At 56.1% G+C, this 15,274-nt stretch carries 10 protein-coding genes; 2 read left to right on the forward strand and 8 right to left on the reverse strand.

What is annotated here, in order from left to right; all coding sequences use genetic code 11:
- Positions 1-60: 60 nt before the first annotated feature.
- From L579_RS12445 to L579_RS12470, 6 genes are all read right to left on the reverse strand, one after another.
- A complete protein-coding gene (locus L579_RS12445) occupies positions 61-1,467 on the reverse strand; it encodes an efflux transporter outer membrane subunit (protein WP_021184587.1) in 1,407 nt (468 codons plus the stop codon).
- Positions 1,457-4,591, reverse strand: coding sequence for an efflux RND transporter permease subunit (locus L579_RS12450; RefSeq protein ID WP_021184588.1), 3,135 nt, complete (start codon positions 4,589-4,591; stop codon positions 1,457-1,459). The genes L579_RS12445 and L579_RS12450 overlap by 11 nt, the downstream gene beginning before the upstream one ends.
- A gap of 9 nt (positions 4,592-4,600) precedes the next feature.
- Positions 4,601-5,737 carry an efflux RND transporter periplasmic adaptor subunit gene (locus L579_RS12455; protein WP_021184589.1) on the reverse strand — a complete coding sequence of 379 codons (1,137 nt, stop codon included), beginning with the start codon at positions 5,735-5,737 and terminating at the stop codon, positions 4,601-4,603.
- A 288-nt stretch (positions 5,738-6,025) separates the two neighbouring features.
- The gene (locus tag L579_RS12460) at positions 6,026-6,214 is read right to left on the reverse strand and encodes a hypothetical protein (protein WP_021184590.1); all 189 of its coding nucleotides are present in this window, start codon (positions 6,212-6,214) and stop codon (positions 6,026-6,028) included.
- A 425-nt stretch (positions 6,215-6,639) separates the two neighbouring features.
- Complete coding sequence (locus L579_RS12465; protein ID WP_021184591.1) at positions 6,640-8,370, reverse strand: penicillin-binding transpeptidase domain-containing protein; 1,731 nt, start codon at positions 8,368-8,370, stop codon at positions 6,640-6,642.
- Positions 8,371-8,765: 395 nt separating this feature from the next.
- Complete coding sequence (locus tag L579_RS12470; protein ID WP_021184592.1) at positions 8,766-11,039, reverse strand: molybdopterin-dependent oxidoreductase; 2,274 nt, start codon at positions 11,037-11,039, stop codon at positions 8,766-8,768.
- Positions 11,040-11,233: 194 nt separating this feature from the next.
- Between L579_RS12470 and galR the strand changes: the two genes are divergently transcribed.
- Both galR and L579_RS12480 read left to right on the forward strand, forming a co-directional pair.
- Positions 11,234-12,235, forward strand: a complete 1,002-nt coding sequence (gene galR / locus L579_RS12475; RefSeq protein ID WP_036626566.1) for an HTH-type transcriptional regulator GalR — start codon at positions 11,234-11,236, stop codon at positions 12,233-12,235.
- A 165-nt stretch (positions 12,236-12,400) separates the two neighbouring features.
- A complete protein-coding gene (locus tag L579_RS12480; RefSeq protein ID WP_021184594.1) occupies positions 12,401-13,924 on the forward strand; it encodes a methyl-accepting chemotaxis protein in 1,524 nt (507 codons plus the stop codon).
- A gap of 101 nt (positions 13,925-14,025) precedes the next feature.
- Here L579_RS12480 and L579_RS12485 read toward each other — a convergent pair whose 3' ends face one another.
- Together L579_RS12485 and L579_RS12490 are read right to left on the reverse strand one after the other, a co-directional pair.
- Positions 14,026-14,478, reverse strand: coding sequence for a GNAT family N-acetyltransferase (locus tag L579_RS12485; protein WP_021184595.1), 453 nt, complete (start codon positions 14,476-14,478; stop codon positions 14,026-14,028).
- Complete coding sequence (locus L579_RS12490; protein WP_036626588.1) at positions 14,478-15,251, reverse strand: FCD domain-containing protein; 774 nt, start codon at positions 15,249-15,251, stop codon at positions 14,478-14,480. The genes L579_RS12485 and L579_RS12490 overlap by 1 nt, the downstream gene beginning before the upstream one ends.
- Between the last annotated feature and the right edge of the window lie 23 nt (positions 15,252-15,274).

Consider the following 15,274-nt stretch of genomic DNA (forward strand, 5'->3'; position numbering starts at 1 on the left):
TTATCGGCGGAAGAGCAGGATTTTTTCCATGCTCAAACCGTAAGGATTCCGTTAAGAACCTCAGGCTTTCCAGCCGCCACCCAATGCCTTGTACAGCGTGATTTTCTGGCTTAACTGGCCCAGATGCGCGCTGATCAACGACTGTTGCGCACTGTAAAGCGAACGTTGGGCGACTAACACATTGAGATAATTATCAACGCCCTGCTTATAACGCAATTCAGAATAGTCGTAGTCGCGCTGGTTCGCACCTACCTCTTTTTGCAGGGCCGTCATTTGATCCTGCCAGGTGTCCTGCCCCGCCAGCGCATCGTTCACTTCTTTGAACGCGGTCTGGATCGCTTTCTCATAGTTGGCGATCTCGATGCGTTTCTCGATATGCGCGATGTTCAGGTTGGCTTCGTTTTTGCCACCGTCAAAAATCGGCAGATTAATTGACGGCACAAACGACCAGGCTCCGGTGCCACCGCCCAGCAAACTGCCCAACGAGCTACTGGTTGATCCGCCGGAGGCGGTCAGCGTGATACTCGGGAAGAAGGCGGCACGCGCCGCGCCAATATTGGCGTTAGCCGCTTTCAGGGTGTGCTCAGCCGCCATCACATCCGGGCGACGCGTCAGCAAATCTGACGGCAACCCGGCAGGCGTGGCCGGGAACTGCCAGTTTGCGTCCAGCGTGGCATGTGACAACAGCGATACCGGTAAATCGGTGCCGACCAACAGCCGCAGCGCATCGACATCCTGACGCACCTGACGTGTGTAGCTGGCAACGTCGGCTTCGGCGGCGCGCACCGTGCTTTCCGCTTCCGCCAGATCCTGATCGCTGCTGACGCCGCCGTCGTAACTCATTTTGGTCAGACGGTACGAGTCCTGCTGGCTCTGCGCGGTGTTCTGTGCCAGATGCAGCAGATCATTATCCGAACACAAGGTCAGCCATGCGGTCGCGACTTCGGAGATCAGCGAGATGCGGGTGGCGCGTTCCGTGGCCGCCGTGGAGAGATACGTTTCCTGAGCCTGATCACGCAGGCTGCGCAAACGACCAAAGAAATCCAGCTCCCACGAGGTAACGCCCAGACCGGCGTTCAGCTCGTGATAGGTCACCGGACCGGTGGTTTTGGTGTTGTACAGATTACCCGGCTCATGCGCCGAGGTCTGACTGGCGGTGGCGTCAATCGATGGCATCAACGCCGCACGCTGCACCGTCACATCGTTACGCGCTTCTTCCACGTTTAATGCCGCCACACGCAGATCGCGGTTGTTGTCGAGCGAGAGCTGAATCAGGTTGCGCATCGTCGCGTCATTAAAGAAGTTCTGCCACGGCAAATCCGCGACGTTGCCCACCGCCGTGGGTTGATCGTAACGCGCATCCACTGGCATGGATGGCCGCTGGTAATGCGGCTCCATAGTACAACCGGTTAAGCCCAGTGCGGCGGCCAGCGGCAGCAACGCCCAATTGAAGGTTTTAGTTATCATGCTGCACCCCCTCTACGGATGCTTTTTTCTTACGCGCAAAGAATTGCGACACCACCACGTAGAACATCGGCACAAAGAAGATGGCGAGGAAGGTTGCGGTAATCATCCCGCCCGCTACCGCCGTACCGATGGAGTGCTGACTGCCCGCGCCGGCACCGTTAGAGATGGTGAGCGGCAGGACTCCGAGGATAAAGGCCATCGAGGTCATGATAATCGGACGGATACGCAGGCGTGCTGCTTCCACCGCCGCCTCAATCAGGCTCTTACCTTCCCGTTCGTGCAGTTCCTTGGCAAATTCAACAATCAATATGGCGTTCTTCGCCGCCAGTCCGACGGTGGTTAATAACCCAACCTGGAAGAACACGTCGTTCTGCAAGCCGCGCAGCAACACGGCGCAGATGGTACCCAGCACGCCGAGTGGCACCACCAGAATCACCGAGAACGGAATCGACCAGCTTTCATACAGCGCGGCGAGACACAGGAATACCACCAGAATCGAGATGGCATACAGCTGCGTGGTCTGGTTACCGGAAGCCTGTTCCTCATAGGAGATGCCGTACCACTGCACACGGAAGCCGCTCGGCAACTGTTTTGCCAGATCTTCTACGGCTTTCATCGCTTCACCGGTACTCTTACCCGGTGCCGGGGAACCAAGAATCTCTTCCGCCGTCAGGCCATTGAAACGTTCGAAGTGGGGCGAACCATATACCCATTTACCCGAGGCAAATGCGGAGAACGGAACCATGGTGCCGCTGGAGTTACGGAAGTACCATTTATTGAGGTCGGACGGCGTGACACGCGAATCCGCTTTCCCCATCAGATAGACCTCTTTCACGCGGCCGTTATACATAAACTGGTCGATATAGCTCGAACCCCAGGCCACCGACAGGGTGTTATTAATGTCGGTCATGCTCAGGCCCAGCGCGCTGGCTTTCTCGTCATTGATCTCCAGTTGATACTGCGGTTCATCTTCCAGGCCATTCATACGCACCTGAGCCAGACGTGGATCTTTGTTTGCCAGATCAATCAGCTGATGCGTGGCATCCATCATCTGCTGGTGGGTGTGCGCGCCCGTATCCTGCAAGTAGAGGTCAAAACCGGTGGCGTTCCCCAGTTCCATTACCGCAGGCGGTACCATGGCGAAGATTTTGGCGTTTTTGTAGTTGGCGAAGTGAGCCATGACCCGGTTCGCCAAATCCTGCACGCTCTGGCCGCTGTGGGTACGTTCCCCCCAGTCCTTCAGGCGCACAAACGCCATAGCGTTACTCTGCCCGCGACCGGCGAAGTTAAACCCTGCCACGCCAAAAGTGGTGGTCACCACCGAGGCTTCATTTTTCTGAAGATAATCATTCAGATCGTTGATGACCTGCTGGGTACGCTGCGACGACGAGTTTACCGGCAAGGTCATCTGCACCATCATCAGACCCTGGTCTTCGTTCGGCAGGAAGGTGGTCGGCACACGGGTAAACAGGAAGCCGGTCACGCCCACAATCACCAGATACACCACCAAAAACAGGCCACGACGCGAGATCACTTTATTCACCCCACGGGTGTAGTGCATCGCGCCACTGTCGAATTTACGGTTAAACCAACCGGCAAACCCGGTAGTTTTGTGTTCTGCCGAACTGGCTTTCAGGAAGGTGGCACAGAGCGCCGGGGTAAAGATCAACGCCATAATCACCGACAACGCCATTGCGGACACAATGGTGATCGAGAACTGACGATAGATAACCCCGGTCGAACCAGAGAAGAAGGCCATCGGCAGCAGTACCGCCGACAGCACCAGCGCGATACCGAACAACGCCCCCTGAATCTGCTGCATCGATTTAATGGTGGCGGTTTTCGGATCGAGCTTTTCTTCGTGCATCACACGCTCGACGTTCTCCACCACCACGATGGCATCATCCACCAATAGCCCTATCGCCAGCACCATCCCGAACATCGTCAGGGTGTTAATGCTGTAACCAAAGGCGGCGAGGATACCGAATGTCCCCAGCAGCACCACCGGCACTACCAGGGTGGTGATCAGGGTCGCGCGCAGGTTTTGCAGGAACACCAACATCACGAAGAACACCAGGATGACCGCTTCGATCAGGGTTTTCACCACTTCTTCGATGGAGGCACTCACCACCGGCGAGGTGTCGTAGGGATAGGTGACTTCCACGTTATCCGGCAAGGCGTCTTTCAGGTCAGCAATGGTCTGACGTACTGCTTTGGCGGTGTTCAGTTCGTTAGCACCGGTCGCCAGACGCAGCGCGATACCGGCCGCAGGCTTACCGTTCAGGGTGGCATCAATGCCGTAGCTCTGTGGACCAAGGGCCACGGACGCCACATCTTTCAGGCGCACTTGCGAGCCGTCGCTGTTTACTTTCAGCAGCACGTTTTCAAACTGTTTCACCGTGGTGAAACGGGTTTTGCCCAGCACGGTCGCCTGGGTTTTGGCACCCTGAATCGTTGGCAGCCCGCCCAACGAACCGGAAGAAACCTGCACGTTCTGGTTATCGATAGCCGTACTGACATCGCTTGGCATCAGGTTGTACTTATACAACTTGGCCGGATCGAGCCAGATACGCATGGCGTATTCTGAACCCAGCACCATAAAGTCGCCGACACCGGGAGTACGTGAAATCGGATCTTCCAGCTTCGACACCAGCATATCGGCCAGGTCGCCGTTGGTCAGCTTGCCGTCTTTCGAGATCAACCCCACCACCATCATGAAGTTTTTCTGGTACTTACGGATACGGATGCCCTGCTGTGTCACATCAGTCGGTAGCTGAGATTCGGCCAGGGACACACGGTCCTGCACCTGTACCTGGGCGATATCCGGGTTAATGCCCTGATTAAAGGTAGCGATGATCTGCGCACTACCGTCCGACGCACTGCTCGACTCCAGATAGCGTAAGCCGTCCAGACCGTTGAGCTGCTGCTCAATCACCTGCACCACGGTGTTCTGCGTGGTTTCGGCACTGGCACCGGGATAGGTAACGGAGATGGAAACCGCCGGAGGCGAGATATTCGGATACTGGTTAACCGGCAGATTGAGCGTCGCAATCGCCCCTACCAGCATCACAATGATCGCGATAACCCATGCAAATATCGGGCGTTCAATAAAAAACTTAGACATGACGCCCCCTTATTGTGCCGCAGCATCAGTCATGGAGAGGCTGACGGCATTAGCGGATGGCGTGTCATTGGTATTGGCGGCGGTGGTGGTCACTTTGACGCCGCTGCGAACACTTTGCAGGTTATTCACCACCACATTTTCCCCCTCTTGCAGACCACCGGTAACCAGCCACTCGCCGTGGATCATTTCGCCGGTGCTGATGCTGCGCTGTGCGATGGTGTTGTCGCTTTTCACCACATAGACATAAGGCTGCCCTTTGGTGTCATGCATGATGGATTCCTGCGGCACCAAAATGCCCTGCTGCTGGATACCCTGCGGGAAGCTGGCATGGACATACATGCCTGGCAGCAATTCGTTATTGGGGTTCGGGAACACGGCTCGCAGCACCACGGTGCCGGTGGCGGTATCAACGTTGACTTCCGAGAAGGCCAGTTTGCCTTGTTCGCTATATTTGCTGCCATCTTCCAGCGTCAGACCCACCGCCGCGGTGTTGTCACCCACTTTGGCAATTTTGCCTTCCGCCAGTGCCCGGCGCAGACGCAGCAGATCGGTGGCGGACTCATTCACATCGACATAGATCGGGTTGAGCTGCGTAATGGTGGCAAGGTAGTCCGTCTGCCCGCTGGTCACCAGCGCACCGGCAGTGTAGAGCGAACGGCTGATATGCCCGGAGATCGGCGCTTTTACCAGGGTGTAGTCGAGGTTGACCTTGGCGGTTTCCACATCAGCTTTAGCTTCACGCTCCGCAGCCACCGCGTCATCGTAGGTCTGCTGACTGATGGCATGGGCGGCAGCCAGCGGCTGATAGCGTTTCGCAACCATCGCGTCGTTTTGCCAGGTCGCCATCGCTTTGTCATAAGACGCTTTATAGGTCGCCGGATCAATCTGATACAACGGCTGCCCCTCTTTGACTTCCCCACCTTCGGTGAAGAGGATTTTTTGGATCACACCACTGACCTGCGGGCGCACCTGAGCGGTACGAACCGCATTGGTACGGCCAGGCAATTGCGTGACCAGCGTTACGGGTTCGGTTTTCAGAGTAACAACGCCGACTTGCGGTGTCGCAGACGCGGCGGGTGTCGCTCCACCCTGATCACAGGCTGCCAGTAAAAACACCACGCTGGCAGAAAGAAGTTTCAGGCGCATAGTTTTTCTCAACAAGATTGGGGAAAGTAATGAGAATGATTACTCTCAAGGAAAGTCATTGTAGGCAGGAGGCAATGGCGCAGCTGTTAAGGTTGCGTAAAACATATTTTCGAAACGAAAATGGTAAACCTTTCGTGCGATAAATCGCTGTGTTTTTTAGCTTTTCGCGGGTTTTCGGGTATGCATAGAAGTTATCGCGCGATAAATCGCGCCGCTACGGGATCGTCGACTTTTAGCGCCACTGCTAAACTTTGTCCCCTGATGTAGCGGCGCGATTTATCGCGCTAATTACCCTTTCGGCTCAATGCCACGACGACGTAATTCACGTCGTGCCAGATCCTTTAACCAACAGGACAAGGTCACATTGTCGTCATCGGTCAGTTCACGTAGCTGATTATGTAATTCAGGATGAATACGCAGCTGAAAAGCCGCTGAGCGGCCCTCGCCTTTCGGCGTTCTGTCTTTGAGTTTTGGCATAGGGTTGTCGACTCAACAAAGGCAATAAATACGCCCCTTACCTGCGCTACCAACACAGTAAGGGGCTGGCGGACCTTGATGGAATGCGACATCGCGGTGCGTTAGGTAATACGTTACACGACGAGATATTTTTTTGTTGGCGGCGGAACGTTAAGAGATAGATAAGAGGTGTGAACGATTAAGCAGGACGATAACAAGCGGTTTGGCCTGGTATCGCAGATAAAAAAAAACCCACGCATCTGCGTGGGTCGGTGCAACTGAACAGGGTGAGCAGCATCGGCTGCCATTCTTCACACCAATCAATACCTCTGGGACTTTCATCCTCGCATCATCGGTGTGATGACGACAGCCGGAAAACGCAACCGAATTCAGGGAAATGCAACGAGGTGTGAAAACTCCGCAATCTCGTTTACATCCTGATTTCATTAAGATTTATCTGGTGTCGGTTTACTGTAGATCGCATCCGGCGCGATGTTCATATGCTTCAGCACCGGCCCCATAATGTTGCCGAATACCGGTGCGGCTACCGAACCACCAAAGTGATCCCCGGCGGTTGGATGGTTGATCATCACCACCAGCGCCACTTCAGGATGGCTGGCAGGCGCAATGCCGGCGGTGTAGTTGACGTAACCGCCATCGTACTTGCCGCTGCTCCCCATTTTCTCTGCGGTACCGGTTTTGGTCGCCAGACGATAGCCCGGCACCGCCGCTTTCACCCCGGTGCCGCCCGGCAGGACGTCGCTCTCCAGCATATGCACCACGGTTTGTACCATTTGTGCATCGGCCACCTGGGTGCCCAACACCGGCGGCGTCACCTTAGTTATCGATAACGGTCGGTAGATGCCATAGGAGCCGAGAGTGGCGTATTCACGCGCAATTTGCAGTGGCGTAACGCGCAGGCCGTAGCCGAAGGCAAAGGTGGCGCGTTCAATATCCGCCCAACGTTCACGATGCAGCGGGAAGTAACCGACACTTTCACCGGTCAGCCCCAGCCCGGTAGGTTTACCGAGGCCAAAGGCCTGATAGGTATTGACCAGCGCTTCCGCAGGCATCGCCAGCGCGATATGGGAAACACCGATATCACTCGATTTCTGCAAAATCCCGGTCATGGTCAGACGCGGCCAGTGGCCGACGTCGCGGATCAGATGGCCGTTGACCGAATAAGGAGAGGTATCAATCACCGAGTCAGGGCGCACCAGATGACGCTCCAGACCTTCCAGCACCACCAACGGCTTCACGGTGGAACCGGGTTCGTAACTGTCGTTAATCGCCGAGTTACGCATCTGCGCCGGGGTAGCATCGTCATAGTTGTTGGGGTTGAACGACGGATAGGAGGCCATCGCCAGAATTTCCCCGGTATCGATTTTCACCAACACCGCAGCACCGGAATCGGCCTTGTTGAGCAACACGCCGTCGCGCAACTTGCTAAACAGCGTGTACTGGTCAAATTTGTCGATACTCAGTTGCACCGTCGGCGGCTGCTGCGGTGGCTGGTAATCAATCATCGAGATGATGTCGCCATTTTTATCCTGGCGATAAACCTCTTTACCCTCTTCGCCATGTAACAGGCGATCAAAGCCTTTTTCCAGGCCGTTCAGACCGTTGTTATCCGCGCCAACGATACCAATCAACGGGGCTGCGGCTTCACTCATCGGGTAGAAACGACTGTCGTCATACACCGAGCTGATGCCTTTGAGCTTCAGCGCGGCAATATCTTTGGCGATACTCAGTTCAATTTTTCGCCCGAGATAGAGGAAGCGTTTTTTCGGGTTGGCCACAATCTGCTGCGCCAGTTGGTCCGGGCGCATATTCAGCGCATTCGCCAGGTAGGCCCATTTGGCGCTGGTAAAGTCCGGGTTGCTCTCCAGCACCCGCATCGGGTCAGCGATGATATCGCGCGATGGCACGCTCAGTGCCAGCGCTTCACCATCGCGGTCGAGTAAGGTGCCACGGTTAGTCGGCAACGTCACGGTACGCAGTGAACGCTGATCCGCTTCGTGTTCCAGCATCGGATGGTTAATCAACTGCAAATCGCCGACGCGTGCCAGCAACAGGCCCAGACAGGAGAGCACACCCAGACAGATCAGGCGAAAACGAAAGGGATTAAATGGAGCTTGAATCTGGTCTTTTCCCAGAAATTTTTTTATTCGGGGCATGATATTACCGCGGCGGAATAGATAAACAGGCTATGCCCGTCATACTTCATGTTGTCGGTGCGTTGGCTGCGCGCATTCACCCCAGTCACTTACTACAGTAAGCTTCCTGGGATTCACGCACTTGCCGCCTTCCTACAACGTGAATTATTTAGGGCTATACGCAGCAGTTATAAAGAAACGCGAGGCGGGATAACAGGAAAACTGTGTTTCAGTTCGTTAGCGAAATGTGCGGGCAAAAAAAACCTGCGCATCTGCGCAGGTCGGTGTAATCAAGAAAACTTTTTGATGTTCACCCATCAATACCTCTGGGACCCTGACTGTAGCAAGGCGCAGAGACGGGATGCCATCTCTCAAACGCAACAGTTACCCGCAAAATGTAACCAGCGATGAGATTCTTACTGGATTGTGCAAACCTCATGTTTTTTGATTTCCACCAGGCAACTCATGGCGTTTGGCCCCTGGGTTAACGACGAAGTGCCAATATCCAGCGTCAATACATTCGGGTTACCGGCGCGGTCCCACGGCTGCCAGACGCGGCCAAAGCCGGGGTCAAACCAGGCCCCGGTCGAGATAATCACCACGCCCGGTGTCAGGCCATCGGTTACACGCACGCCTGCCAACATGCGGCCACGCGCGTTGCTGACTTCAATCTCGTCGCCATCGTTAATTGCACGCGCCGCCGCATCCTGCGGATGCATATACAGGGTTTCACGCCCGGCGGTTTTGTTGGCCTGCACTGTCGCGGTAGCGTCGAGCTGGCTGTGCAGGCGATCGGAGGGTTGAATCGAGATCATATGCAGCGGGAACTGCTCGCTCAGTCTTGCCCCCAGCCACTCCTGCGGCTCACGCCATTCCGGGTGACCGGCGAAATCCACCAGTTGGTAATCCGCGATGGTCTGGCAAAACAGTTCAATTTTGCCGCTGGCGGTCTGAATCGGATTCGCCACCGGGTTGGCACGAAACGCATCCATAAACACGTAAGGCGCGCCTCCCTGCGGGATTTCGACAAAACCACGCTGCCAGAACTCACCAAACTCCGGGAAGTGGATCCCTTTGCGCGCATGCGCCACCGCGCACTGCTGATAGAGATGCTCAATCCATTGCATCTCATTGCGCCCTTCGGTGAACACCTCGCGATAACCAAGACGATCGGCTAAATCGGCAAAGATATCAAAGTCATGGCGCGCCTGATGTTGCGGTTTAATCGCCTGATGCATCGCCAGCACAAAGCGATCGCGCGAGGAGCCGCCAATATCGTTGCGTTCCAGCGTGGTAGTGGCAGGTAGCACGATATCCGCCATCTGCGCCGCTGGCGTCCAGACGATATCCTGCACCACCACGGTATCCGGGCGCTGCCAGCCTTCAACCAGACGATTCAGTTGCTGATGATGATGGAACGGGTTGCCACCCGCCCAATGCACCAGATGGATATCCGGGTAATGCAACGTCTCGCCCTGGAAGCTGTAGGGCTGGCCGGGGTTGAGCAACATATCACTGATGCGCGCCACCGGAATCGACAGACCAGACGGATTGGGTCCGGTACTCATCAGCGGAGCCGGGCCTTCCTGACGCGGGTTGCCGACGCTGTTCATCGAACCATGCCCAAAAGAGAAACCGCCGCCAGGCAAACCGGGCTGCCCCAGCATCGACGACAGCGCAATCATCATCCAGTAGGGCTGTTCACCGCGATGGGCGCGCTGTACCGAATAAGAACAGGTGATAAAGCTGCGTTTGCCAATCAGTTGTTGCGCTAGTAACGCAATGCGCGCGGCTGGGATGCCGGTGATTTGGCTGGCCCATTCCGGCGTTTTGGCAATGCCATCATTCTCGCCCAGCAGATAGGCGCGTAGCTGCGGCCAACCGGTGCAGTGGCTGGCAAGAAACGCCTCATCCACCGCCTGACGCCGGGTTATTTCAAAGCCCAGCGCCAGCATCAACGCCACATCGGTATTGGGACGAATTGGAATCCACTCGGCATTGACGAACGCCGGGCAGTCATCACGCATCGGGCTGATGTTAATGATCGGCGTGCCCTTGGCGGTCAGTTGCTCCAGCGCCGGTTTCAGGCTGTGCTGCCCCGCGCCACCGGACGCTACCTGAGCATTTTTCAGCGCCAGGCCACCAAAGGCGATAAAGATCTCGGCATGTTCCACCACATCCGGCCAGTCGGTGACTCGGCCGGTCAGCGGCATGTAAGTGCCAATCACATAAGGTAAAAAGAACTGCGCCGCCCCCCAACTGTAGTTGCCCTGCTGGTCAACCCCGCCGCCGCCCTGAAAATAGAAGCGACGGATCAGCGTGCGTGCGTGGTTTACGCGTCCGGCTGAGGACCAGCCATAGGAACCGTTAAAAATGCCTGATGCACCGTAACGGTCGCGCACCCGGCGATTTTCCTCCGCCACCAGATCCAGCGCGGTGTCCCAGTCCACTGCGACAAAATCTTCGCGACCACGCAGCGTGCGATCGCTGTTCTCACGGGATTTTAGCCACGAACGACGCACCATCGGCTGGCGAATACGTTTGTCCGAATAAACCAGCTCAGGGATGGTATTCAGCATCGGTGAAGGATCGGCATCGGCGAAGAACGGTTCGCAACCGGTGAGACGGCCATTTTCCGTCACCGCGGTAAAAGCGCCCCAGTGCGCCAGATGTGGCACGCGTGTTTTCATGATTAGGGTCCGGCAGGCAGGTGTGATTCGTTCCGCCAGCATAACATAGGGGCTGCGCCGGGCTAAAGCCTGCCGCGAGCGTCTGATTTTCCGCACTTTTGCGACAGCGCTGGCATTCTGCCGGGTTGCGACGCTGGGGGATTTCCGTAACACTGGAGGCATGTGTAAACGTTTTCCCGGAAGCAGGCTAATGCATGGCTACCATTAAGGATGTCGCCAGAATGGCTGGGGTCTCGGTCGCGACCGTATCCCGCGTGATTAATAATTCCCCCAAGGCCAGCGAGAGTTCACGCCTCGCCGTGACTCAGGCAATGGAGCAGTTGCAATACCACCCAAACGCCAACGCACGCGCGCTGGCACAGCAATCCACCGAAACACTCGGCCTGGTAGTCGGTGATGTTTCCGACCCCTTCTTTGGTGCGATGGTCAAAGCCGTTGATGAAGTGGCGGGCCAGACCGGCAACTTTTTGCTGATTGGTAACGGTTACCATAACGAGCAAAAAGAGCGTCAGGCGATTGAGCAACTGATGCGCCATCGCTGCGCGGCGCTGGTGGTGCACGCCAAGAAGATCCCGGACGACGATCTGGAGCAACTGATGAAGCAAGTCCCCGGTATGGTGTTGCTGAATCGGTTACTGAAAGGGTTTGAGTCACGCTGCATTGCGCTGGATGACCGCTACGGTGCCTGGCTGGCGACACGCCATTTGATCCAACAGGGCCATACCCAGATTGCTTTCATCTGTTCCACCCACACCATTTCTGACGCCGAAGACCGCCTCCAGGGATATTACGATGCGTTGAAGGAACATGGTCTGCCGAGTAATGATCGGCTGGTTGCCTGGGGCGAACCGGATGAAGTTGGCGGCGAACAGGCGATGACCGAACTCCTCGGTCGCGGCAAGCAGTTCACCGCAGTGGCCTGTTACAACGATTCTATGGCCGCTGGCGCGCTGGCGGTGTTGAGCGATAACGGTATTCGCGTGCCGGAAGAGATGTCGCTGATTGGTTTCGACGATGTGCTGGTATCACGCTACGTGCGCCCGCGTCTGACCACGGTACGTTACCCGATTGTGACCATGGCGCAGCAAGCCGCTCAACTGGCGTTAGCGCTGGCAAACGATTTGCCGATGCCGGAAGTGACCAATATGTTCAGTCCGACGCTGGTACGTCGCCATTCCGTTAGCGGGCCGGGTTAAATTTTATCGTGATCCGTAAGGGCGATGAAAATCGCCCTGGGCATTCATCACAAAATTGGAATACGACTGTTAAATATCCCTCATCTTCTTAACGTTTCTGCCGATACCTGTGCCGGACTTTTCTGGCCTTGCCAGCAAGGATCGATAGAAATTTAAGGAGGAAAGATGAGCATTTCCAGACGTTTACTTCTGGCTCTGGGTTTTATCACCGCGGTTATCATCGCGCAGGGGACGCTGGCTATCAGCTTTATCAGCGGGTTTCAGGATCGTTTCGAGAATGTACAAAGCCGCGCCATTCCCTCAATCAAACTGCTGAGTGACCTCACTGACCGTAGCCAACAACTGTGGCTCAGTTTGTATCAATATCAAAACAGCCCGACAGATTCGCTTGAATCACAGCTGACGCAACAGATCGCCGGCATTCGCGACCAACAGCAGGCTTACCAGAACAACCATATCGCCGATGATAAAGACGCCCAACTGGCGCAACAGGCGACGGACACCCTTAACCTGATGAGCCAGCGTCTGCCCGCGTTTCTCGACGCGGTAAAAGCTAATCAACCGAACGTGCTGGCAAATGCTAACGGTGTCGGCGGCACACTGCAAAAGCTGATTGCCGGTTATCGCCAACAGATGACGCTGAATATGGCGATGGGAGATCAACTCCGTACCACCAACCGCACCATTTTCCATTTTGTCAGTTGGGCGACGGTGGCGGGTATCACCGTGGCGGTGTTGATGATTGTGGTGTTTGCCTTGCTGACCATTAAGCAAATCCGTCGCAGCCTGAATAACATCTCCTCCATCATGGCGCAGGCCATGCAACATCTCGATCTCACGCTCGAAGCGGATGAGAGCCGCAATGATGAAGTAAGCAAAATGGCGGGTTCCTTTAACAAGCTGATGCGCCATATTTCGCAGGCCCTGACGGCGGTGAACAGCGCCGCCAGCTCAGTGAGCAGCGCCTCAACGCAAATTGCCGCCGGTAATGAAGACCTCTCTGCCCGCACCGAACAACAGGCGGCCTCGCTGGAGCAGACCGCGTCCAGCATGACCGAGCTGAGTGAAACGGTACGTCAGACCGCCGATCACACCCGCGATGCTACCCAACTGGCGGATAACGCCAGCAGCCTGTCGCAGCAAAGCACCGAGTCGCTGAATACCATGCTCAGCACTATGAATGACATTCATCTGAGCGCCCTGAAAGTAAAAGACATTACCGGGCTGATTGAGGGCATTGCGTTTCAAACCAATATCCTGGCCCTCAACGCAGCAGTAGAAGCCGCGCGCGCCGGGGAGCACGGTAAAGGGTTTGCCGTGGTGGCCGGGGAAGTGCGGAATCTCTCGCATCGTTCCACCACTGCCGCGCGCGAAATTAAAACGCTGATTGAAGCCTCAACCAATTTGATTGAGTCCGGCGCCCAGCAGGCAGCGCAGGTGGGCGATAGCATCCAATCCGTCAACGAGGTGATATCAAAGGTCAACAGCCTGGTCAGTGAAATCTCTACCGCGGCAGCAGAGCAAAGCCAGGGGATCAGCCAGGTGCATCGGGCGATTGATCAAATGGATGATGTGACGCAGCAGAACGCCGCGCTGGTGGAGCAGGCGTCGGCGGCGTCACAGTCGTTGCAGGAACAGGCGGAGCATGTCTCACGGCTGGTGGGGGCGTTCCGCCTAAATCGCGCTTAACCCCCTCCCGTAGCGGCGCGATTTATCGCGCGGATTTTTCCTACACCGTGCACCGAATTGAGCGATAAATCGCGCTCGGATTTGCGCGATAAATCGCGCCGCTACGACAGCTTTCGTTGATAAACCCGCACGGGGATTGCGGGGTACTCCAGCGCCTCGCCCGCAAACTGCCAGCCGAAACGCTCGTAATAACCGGCGAAGGTTGACCATAGCCACAGCCGGTTATAGCCACGCTGCCGGGCGTAGTGGATAACATGTTGTTGCAGCGCCTGGCTGACACCCTGCCCGCGGGCATTTTCATCGATATACAACGCCGCCAGCCACGGATAGAGATCCTGGCGGCTGATCAAATCACAACGCCAGAAACCCACGGTGCCAACCGCCCGCCCCGCATCAAGCGCGACAAAAGTGACAGGAAAATCAGCGCCGTTCAGGCTGCTCTGCACAATGCTGGCGTAGAACTCGCGCGTGGTCCCGGCGCCAAACGCCTGCCACAACCAGTCGGTTATCTGTTCGGCAAATTGCGGCACTTCATTCAATGGCAGGATCTGCATTACATCAATTTTCCCTGAAAGATCGGCACCGATTCAAACAAATAGCCGTCAAAATCCGGCGCATCGGCATCGGACAACTCCAGCAGGGTATTTTTCACATTTTCCAGGTGCTGCCACATCGCCTGCCACGAACCCATCACATCCCGGCGGCGTAACGCAGCAAGGATCGTTTGATGATCGCCCAGCCACTTCAGACGATAAGCGCGGGTTTCGAACTGCGGGCGCAACTGCTGCCACAGCAGGCTGGCCTCATGATGTCGCCAGACGCTGGTCACGGTGTCCAGCAGCATCTGGTTTTGTGTCGCCCCGGCCAGCAGCAGATGGAATAACTTATCGTTGTCCTGGCTGCTGTCATTGAGCGCGATAGCGCGCTGCTCCTGCTCAAGGGTGCGGCGCAGGTTTTCAATGTCGGCTTTGGTCGCCATTTTGGCGGCAAACGCGGCAATGTTGCTTTCCAGCAACTGACGTGCCTGCAACATCTCAAACGGGCCAACATCGCTGCGGAAAAACGCCTCTTCCGCGTCATCGCTGTCGGAAGGTATGCGCATCACATACACGCCAGAGCTTTGACGGATATCCACCGTCCCTTCCAGCTCCAGCATCAATAAGGCTTCTCGCACGATGGTACGGCTGACGCCCCAGGTTTCGGCCAACTGACGCTCCGGCGGCAGACGTGAGCCAACCGGGTAATGCCCATCAATGATTTGCTGGCGCAGATGCTGACCAATTTCCTGATACTGCTTTTTCTCTTGTGGCGCTTCGGCTTTTTCCACGCTTTCACCTTTTTGCATCATGG

The organism is Pantoea sp. AS-PWVM4 (genome assembly GCF_000468095.1).
GTDB classification, from domain to species: Bacteria; Pseudomonadota; Gammaproteobacteria; order Enterobacterales; family Enterobacteriaceae; genus Pantoea; species Pantoea phytobeneficialis.

Bases quoted from the DNA above. Each gene is read 5' to 3' on its own strand.
- galR (WP_036626566.1), top strand. From the start codon at position 11,234: ATGGCTACCATTAAGGATGTCGCCAGAATGGCTGGGGTCTCGGTCGCG.
- L579_RS12460 (WP_021184590.1), bottom strand. From the start codon at position 6,214: ATGCCAAAACTCAAAGACAGAACGCCGAAAGGCGAGGGCCGCTCAGCG.
- L579_RS12465 (WP_021184591.1), bottom strand. From the start codon at position 8,370: ATGCCCCGAATAAAAAAATTTCTGGGAAAAGACCAGATTCAAGCTCCA.
- L579_RS12480 (WP_021184594.1), top strand. From the start codon at position 12,401: ATGAGCATTTCCAGACGTTTACTTCTGGCTCTGGGTTTTATCACCGCG.
- L579_RS12445 (WP_021184587.1), bottom strand. From the start codon at position 1,467: ATGATAACTAAAACCTTCAATTGGGCGTTGCTGCCGCTGGCCGCCGCA.
- L579_RS12470 (WP_021184592.1), bottom strand. From the start codon at position 11,039: ATGAAAACACGCGTGCCACATCTGGCGCACTGGGGCGCTTTTACCGCG.
- L579_RS12455 (WP_021184589.1), bottom strand. From the start codon at position 5,737: ATGCGCCTGAAACTTCTTTCTGCCAGCGTGGTGTTTTTACTGGCAGCC.
- L579_RS12485 (WP_021184595.1), bottom strand. From the start codon at position 14,478: ATGCAGATCCTGCCATTGAATGAAGTGCCGCAATTTGCCGAACAGATA.
- L579_RS12450 (WP_021184588.1), bottom strand. From the start codon at position 4,591: ATGTCTAAGTTTTTTATTGAACGCCCGATATTTGCATGGGTTATCGCG.